Raw genomic sequence first — 364 nt, 5'->3', positions numbered from 1 at the left:
CAGTTGTGTAAAAATTAATATAACCCCGTAATGCTGTAATATTAATATCTTTGTTTGCTCGTAAGTACATAAAACCAGTAGTAGATCCTGTAGCGTTTGCACTTAAGCTTATGTTTCCATTATCATTTACAATCTTGAAATCACCTTGAGACTTGAGTTCCATTCCCCCGTCATAACGATAGAAGTTAATATAACTAGATTTTAAGATGTTATTTCCACTCATGCCCGTAGAAATACCAATAGAAGCAACTGAATTAGTCCATTGGGAGCCGTTAATTGTCGTTTGGTCAATTACTAACGAACCGTTAAGATTTCCTGATCCAGCATAATCATTACCTAGAATTAAAGCTGAAGTAATGTTATT

General features: G+C 34.1%; 1 pseudogene. It reads right to left on the bottom strand.

Annotation, left to right across the window (positions count from 1 at the left end):
- Positions 1-364: pseudogene (locus KVT27_RS23510) on the bottom strand (phage tail spike protein); the annotation flags it as partial.

The organism is Lysinibacillus sp. GbtcB16, assembly GCF_019091145.1.
GTDB classification, from domain to species: Bacteria; Bacillota; Bacilli; order Bacillales_A; family Planococcaceae; genus Lysinibacillus; species Lysinibacillus fusiformis.
The sequence above is the reverse complement of the archived record's forward strand: the minus strand, read 5'-3'. Positions and strand labels throughout refer to the sequence as shown.